This window comes from Archangium sp. (assembly GCF_036389735.1).
In the GTDB taxonomy this organism is placed as follows: Bacteria; Myxococcota; Myxococcia; order Myxococcales; family Myxococcaceae; genus Archangium.
The window spans coordinates 1-6,133 of record NZ_DASVWK010000982.1; the positions used below are offsets into that span (position 1 = coordinate 1).

Annotated in this window: 6 protein-coding genes and 1 pseudogene; 3 read left to right on the forward strand and 4 right to left on the reverse strand. The window is 72.0% G+C overall.

Going from position 1 to position 6,133, the window contains the following annotated elements:
• Positions 1–450: pseudogene (locus VF794_RS34920) on the forward strand (glycosyltransferase family 2 protein); the annotation flags it as partial.
• A gap of 3 nt (positions 451–453) precedes the next feature.
• Here the strand turns inward: VF794_RS34920 and VF794_RS34925 are convergent.
• The gene (locus VF794_RS34925; RefSeq protein WP_331117452.1) at positions 454–882 is read right to left on the reverse strand and encodes a GNAT family N-acetyltransferase; all 429 of its coding nucleotides are present in this window, start codon (positions 880–882) and stop codon (positions 454–456) included.
• Positions 883–913: 31 nt separating this feature from the next.
• Positions 914–1,843 (reverse strand): RluA family pseudouridine synthase, encoded by a 930-nt coding sequence (locus VF794_RS34930; RefSeq protein ID WP_331117453.1) that lies wholly within the window; start codon positions 1,841–1,843, stop codon positions 914–916.
• Between the two features lie 97 nt (positions 1,844–1,940).
• On the opposite strand from VF794_RS34930, the gene VF794_RS34935 reads away from it, so the two are divergent.
• The gene (locus tag VF794_RS34935) at positions 1,941–3,461 is read left to right on the forward strand and encodes a peptidase M3 (protein ID WP_331117454.1); all 1,521 of its coding nucleotides are present in this window, start codon (positions 1,941–1,943) and stop codon (positions 3,459–3,461) included.
• Positions 3,462–3,480: 19 nt separating this feature from the next.
• Here the strand turns inward: VF794_RS34935 and VF794_RS34940 are convergent, their stop codons facing one another.
• Both VF794_RS34940 and VF794_RS34945 read right to left on the reverse strand, forming a co-directional pair.
• On the reverse strand, positions 3,481–3,810 hold the full coding sequence (locus VF794_RS34940; protein ID WP_331117455.1) for a hypothetical protein: 330 nt from the start codon (positions 3,808–3,810) through the stop codon (positions 3,481–3,483).
• 207 nt (positions 3,811–4,017) lie between these two features.
• Entirely contained in the window at positions 4,018–5,064 is a 1,047-nt protein-coding gene (locus VF794_RS34945) for a hypothetical protein (RefSeq protein ID WP_331117456.1), read from the reverse strand.
• Positions 5,065–5,518: 454 nt separating this feature from the next.
• Here VF794_RS34945 and VF794_RS34950 point away from each other — a divergent pair, with 454 nt between their 5' ends.
• Complete coding sequence (locus VF794_RS34950; RefSeq protein WP_331117457.1) at positions 5,519–6,034, forward strand: DUF2058 family protein; 516 nt, start codon at positions 5,519–5,521, stop codon at positions 6,032–6,034.
• Positions 6,035–6,133 lie beyond the last annotated feature (99 nt).

Below are 6,133 nucleotides of genomic sequence, written 5' to 3' on the forward strand. Positions count from 1 at the left end.
TGGCTGAAGCTCATGCACCTGGGCCACGGGATGCACAACGTGCCCGAGGTGCTGTTGCGCTGGAGGGACAGCACGGGGCGGCTGACGCGGACGGACCCGAGGTATGCGCACAAACGATTCATCTGGGTGAAGGCGCGCTACCTGGCGAGGAGCCGGGAGGTGGCGGGGCGACCCCTGACGGTGTGGGGCACGGGCCCGGGAGGGCTCATCCTCACGCGCTTCCTCCTCGCGGAGGGGGCCCGGGTGGCGCGCTTCATCGACGTCCACCCGCGCAAGATAGGGACGCGCATCCACGGCATTCCGGTCTTCGCGCCGGAGTCCCTGGGCGCACCGCCGGAGGACACCCACCTCATCGCGGCGGTGGGCGTGCGAGGCATCCGAGACGAGATTCGCGGCGCCCTCACGGCGCTCGGCTGGGTGGAGGGTGTGCACTTCACCTGCGCCGCCTGACGTCTACAGCCGCCGCCGCATATGGAGGTGCGGGATGCCCACCTCCACGAAGGGCTCACCGTGGACCTCGTAGCCGAGCCTCTCGTAGAAGCCCGCCACGTGGGCGCGGGCGTGCAGGGTGACCTCCTGGAAACCCCGGGCCACGAGGGCCTTCTCCAGGGCGCGTACCAACTGGGCGCCCAGGCCGGTCTTCTGCCGCGAGGGCTCGACGGCCATCTGGAAGAGCCGGCCCGTGTGCGCTCCCTCCGGGTGGAAGAGCACGCACCCGATGACGTTCCCCTCGTCCACGGCCACCAGATGCAGGCTCTCCGCGTCGAAGGGGAACTTCACCGAGGAGCGGTCGAAGCCGAGTGGCGCGCGGAGCACCTGGAAACGAAGTTCCAGCTCCGCCGGGTAGAGGGGATGCGAGGTCTCGATGAAGGTCAGTTCCACGCGGCCCTTGTCGCGCTCCGCGCTCCCGGTGTCAAAGGACCGGCCCGGTGGGAGCCACCACGCCCGCCGCCGAGAAGAAACGCGCGAGGTCCTCCGGCACGGGCGCCTCGAAGCGCACCGGCGCCCCCGTGCGCGGGTGCCCCAACTCCAGCGCCTGGGCATGCAGCAGGCAGCGGGGAGCCGGAATGCCCCCGGCCTGGGCCGCGCCGCCGTAGCGCGAGTCCCCGAGAATCGGCGCGCCCAGCGCCGTCAGGTGCGCGCGGAGCTGATGCGTCCGCCCTGTCTGGGGCAACAGCTCCACGAGGCAGAAGCCCGCCCCCGCGTGCAGCACGCGGTACTCCGTGAGCGCGGGAATCCCATTCGCCGCACGGGTCGCGCGCCAGCGCCCCGGACGCGAGGGATCCTTCGACAACGGCAGGTCGATGGTCCCCTGGGACGGCAGATCCACCGGCCCCACGACGGCCAGGTAGCGCTTGCGCGCGCGGCCCTCGCGGAACTCCTCCGCGAGCGCGGTCGTCGCCTGGGGCGTCTTGCCGAACACCGTCACCCCGGACGTCTCCCGGTCCAACCGGTGCACCAGCCCCGCCGGACGCTTCAGGTACGCGCCCACCCGGTCCACCAGACTGTCCCCCACCCGGCCCTCGGTGGGCTGCGCCGTCACGCCCGCCGGCTTGTCCACCGCGAGCACGTCCGGGTCCTCGTGCAACACCCGGAACTCCGGCGTGGCCACGGGCGACGCCGCGAGCGGGCTCTGTCCGCCCTCCTCCAGCACCGCCGTCACCACCTGCCCCGGGGACAGCCGCAGCTTCGCGTCCCGGCACCGGCGCCCGGCCACGTACACCGCGCCCACGCCCACCAGACGCTCCGCCTCCTCGGGCGGCACGGCCAGCTCCGCCGCCAGCGCCTCGCCCAGGAGGTGGCCGGAGTGAGCTGCTTCGACTCGAAAGGTGCGGCGCTTCATCGAGCACCACTCTACCAGTCCGGAGGGTCCATCACGGCACGCTCGGGCCTCTCGGGACTTTTCCCCCGGGGGCGAAGTGTCTACCTTGCGCCCCCCCATGGACCGTCCCCTCCCCTCCCTGCGCGCGAGCTTGGACGACTTCCTCGCCCAACTGGCCACCCTCCAGTACCGCCACGCCGCCGGTCTCTCCCCCGACCTGCGCCTGCGCGAGCTCCACGAGGACTCGCCCGAAATCTCCTCCGAGGAGGCCTTCGCCGCCGCCACCGAGGCCGTCCCCAAGGCCCGCGCCAAGGGCGACCTGCTCGGCGTCCGCCGCCTCCAGCTCCTGCGCGAGTTCATCGCCACCCAGGTCGAGGAGGCCCTGGCCGCCCCCGCCGCCGAGGCCGTGGCACAACTGGAAGCCCGCGCCCGCCTCCCCGTGGATGACCAGGCGCTCTCCTTCGGCGAGGCACTCGGCCAGCTCCCGCACGAGCCCCACCGTGCCCGGAGAGCCCTCCTGGAGAGCGCCACGGGCGACTTCCTCTGGGACAACCGGGGCCGCTACGGCGAGCGTCGCGAGGCCGCCTTCCGCGTCACCGAACGGCTGCGCGCCCCCAGCTACCTCGCCCTGCGCGAGGACGTCTCCGGCATCGAGCTGCCGAAGCTCGCCGAGGCCGCCGCGGAAACCCTGCGCCGCACCGAGGACGCCTACCGGGACGTGCTCGGCTACGTCCTCAAGAAGGTGGAGCCCACGCTGCGGGCCCTGCCCTCGGGCAACGCGCGCCGGCACGACCTCCAGGCCGGCACCCAGATACCGTGGCTGAGCGGCTTCTTCCGGCGCGAGGACGAGTGGTCCTCCGTCATCCGCTGGCTCACCGAGTGGGGCTTCCACCCGGCCGCCCAGGGCCGCATCCGCATCGACGACGAGGCCCGCCCCGGCAAGGCCTCGCGCCCCTTCACCGCCGCGGTGCGCATCCCCAACGAGGTGCGCCTGGTGGTACAGCGACGCGAGGGCCTGGACGCCCTGGGCAGCCTGCTGCACGAGTACGGCCACGCCCTGCACCACGCCCACGTGTCGGAGCAACTGCCGCTGGAGCTGCGCCGCCTGGGGGACGCCTCGGTGACGGAGGCCTTCGCCACCCTCTTCGAGCGGCTCCTCACCCACGAGGAGTGGCTCAAGCGCTACGTGCGCCTGCCCACGGCCACCGCGCGTGACGCCTCCCGCATGGCGGCCTTCCAGGCCCTCACCGTGCTGCGCCGCCACTGCGCGAAGCTGCCCTACGAGCTGTCCCTCTACACGCGCGGCCCCTCGCCCGAGCGGGCCGAGGAGTACGCCGACGCCCAGCGGCGCGCCCTCTTCGTCGAGCCGCACCCGGGCTTCTTCCTCTTCGATGTCGACTCGCAGCTCTACGTCACGCGCTACCTGCGCGCCTGGGCGCTGGAGACGCGCTTCACCGCGCAGCTCACCGCGCGCTTCAACGAGGACTGGTGGCGCAACCCCGCCGCGGGTCGCTGGCTCCAAGGGTACTTCGGGCGGGGTGGCACCGACGACGCCGAGGCACTCGCCGGGGAACTTTCGGGAATGGCACTGACGCTCCCCGAGGCGGGTGAGCGCCTCGTGGCCTTACTGAACCGCTGAGTGTCCTCCCCGAGGGGGGCTACTTCTTCTTGCGCAGGGCGCGGACGATCTTCTCCTTCGTCGCGCTGGCGGCGGTGGCCGCCTTGGGCTTGTTGCTGGCCGACTTCGTCTGGCCGAGGCGCTCGCGCATGGCCTTCATCAGCTGCATCTCGATGAGGAGCAGCTCGTCGCCCAGCTCCTCGTTGTTGCCCGCGGCGCGGGGAAGCGGCGCGCTCTTGCTGGCGGCACCGGCACCGTGCCGCATGCGCAGCACCTTCTCCTCCTCGGCCGACAGGGTGCGCGACTTCTCCAGCGCCACCTTGACTTCCTTGGACGTCACCGTCGTGCTGCTACCGACCTTGCGCTCCATCTCCGCTCCCTTGCTTTGTGGGCACCTGAACATCCGAGCATGTCGGACGCGTCTGAGCCGCAACCGACGAGGATTGTAGAGATCGCAAGAGGTGGGTCAAATTTTCTTCCAACATCTCGCTGCCGCCCTGTAGCGACCTGCCCCGGGTGCGACACCCTGGAGCAGCCCCCGGACCGGTATGTCCGGGGGCCTTGGGCGAGGCCCGGCTCAGTTGCCTTCTTCGTCCGCCGGCTCGTCCGGAGGAGCCGCGCCGGGGGTGGCGCCGGGAGTGGCGCCCTCGGGCTTGTTGCGAGGAATCCCGAAGCGGTCCAGCGCGTCGGCGATGCCCTGGGGCTTGTCCACGTCCGGCAGGAAGTCCGTGGGCGACTGCAACTGGGGGTCCTGGCCAATCTCACTCAGGGCGGAGTCCAGCACCAAGCGCAGCTCGGCGGCGCCGCCCGCGTCATTGGCGGGCACGGTGATGCGCCCGTCCAGGCGCACCTTGAGGACGACGGAAGTGGTGGAGTCCACCAGCACCTCGCCGCTCAAGGACTTGGGCGTGCGGTTCTCGAAGAAGGCCAGGCGCCGCTTGGTGGTGTCATCCCGGCCGCCCTTGGGCTCGATGAGCGCGGGCAGGGCCGGCGGCGTGACGCCGGTGTCCCCTTCCGGACCGAGCGCCACGACGTAGCGCCAGGCGGTGCGGCCCTCGTGGGTGACGGTGCCCTGGGGCGAGAGCTGCAACCGGCCCCGGAAGAGCGAGTCCACGTCCCGGATGGCGCCGGTCAGCTCGGCGCGGGTGCGCTCGGCCATGCCCCGGTCACGCAGACGCTGGCGGAAGGTACCGTAGCGGTTTCGGGCGTACACCTGCCCACCCACACGCATCACCTCCAGGCCCTGGTCGCGACTGTTGTCCAGGACACCATGGAAGTCGCCGTTGACGCCTCCGGGGCCGGCCCGGAAGGTGCGGGTCTCCGTCAGCTTGGAGGGGATGGTGCCCTGGGCACCGCTCCACTCGTAGCTGACGGTGGCCTTGTAGGTGTGGGGCCCCAGACGCTCGGTCACCTCGGCGGCGTCCATGGAGAGGATGCGGCGGGCCACGCGGGGGTTCTCCGCCACATCCTCGGGCGGGAGCTTCTCGGCGGCCGAGGCCACCACCTTGGGTGGGTCCTCGGGGGAGAAGATGCGCGCCTTGGCCGCCTTGTCGACAGGGTCCTGGCAGCCCACGGTGGCGAGCGCCAGGACAGCGGCGGCGGCGAATTTATGGAAACGGGTCACGACTCCTCCGGCTCCAGCGGGGTTGCCCAAATTACGGGGTGGGTGCTGGAGCGGCAAGGGACGGCTTGCGCGCGCCAATGTACGGGATAGAACGCCACTCATGCAGAACCTGCGCGACAAGCTCCTGAAAGCCGGCCTGGTCTCCGAGGACCAGGCGAAGAAGGCGGAGACCGCGGCCCCGAAGGCTGCACGCCCCGCCCCCTCCCAGGCCCCCCAGCGTGAGGGCCCACCGCCCCGCGGCGAGAGGGAGCCCCGAGAGGCCCGTGGCCGCGACGAGCGTCCGCCCCGCCGTGAGGAGGGCCGTCCGCAGGGAGGAGGCCGTCCCGCGCCGGGTGGGCGCCCCCAGGGAGCTCGTCCTCCCCAGGGTGGCCGTCCTCCCCAGGCGGGAGGGCGTCCGCAGGGAGGCCGTCCTGGCCAGGGTGGGCGACCGGGCACGGAGGCGGCCGCCATCCCGGTGCCCAAGCTTCCTCCGCTGCCGGGCTCGAAGGCGGCCCAGCGGATGGAGTCGAAGAAGCAGGTGGAGTTGGACCGGAAGCTGCGCGAGCTGGTGCTCGGCGGACAGGTGCCCGTGGACGTGGGCGCCAGCGTCTTCTACTTCATGACGCGCAAGGGAAAGCTGCGGCGCCTGGAGCTGACCGAGACGCAGGCCAAGCAGCTTGAGGACGGCACGCTGGGCGTGGTGGAGCGTCCCGAGCCGGCGCAGATCGAGCACTCGCTGGTGCCCGCGGCGGTGGCCGAGCAGATGTTCGCCATCTCCAAGAAGTCGGTGCGCTTCCTCAACCGCCAGGAGTCGCCCATCGGCTTCATGAGCGACGACGAGGTGAAGGAGCAGCAGGCCGCGGAGGCCCGGGGCGACGAGCCGAAGGAGGACACGGAGGACGAGTCCGCCGAGGGCGAGGAGACCGGCACGGCCGAGGCCGCCGCCGAGGGCACTCCGACGCCCGAGGGCGGCGAGCCCACGCCGTCCTGAGGTACCCGGGGTGTGGGTCCGCGGACCCTCACCCCGACCCGACGTCTACCGGGCGCGGGCGAAGTGCGAGGCGATGACGTTGGCCACGCAGCAGGTGAG

What these genes read in the sequence shown, in the direction of transcription:
- VF794_RS34930 (WP_331117453.1), bottom strand. Translation starts at nt 1,843, where the DNA reads ATGAAGCGCCGCACCTTTCGAGTCGAAGCAGCTCACTCCGGCCACCTC.
- VF794_RS34935 (WP_331117454.1), top strand. Translation starts at nt 1,941, where the DNA reads ATGGACCGTCCCCTCCCCTCCCTGCGCGCGAGCTTGGACGACTTCCTC.
- VF794_RS34940 (WP_331117455.1), bottom strand. Translation starts at nt 3,810, where the DNA reads ATGGAGCGCAAGGTCGGTAGCAGCACGACGGTGACGTCCAAGGAAGTC.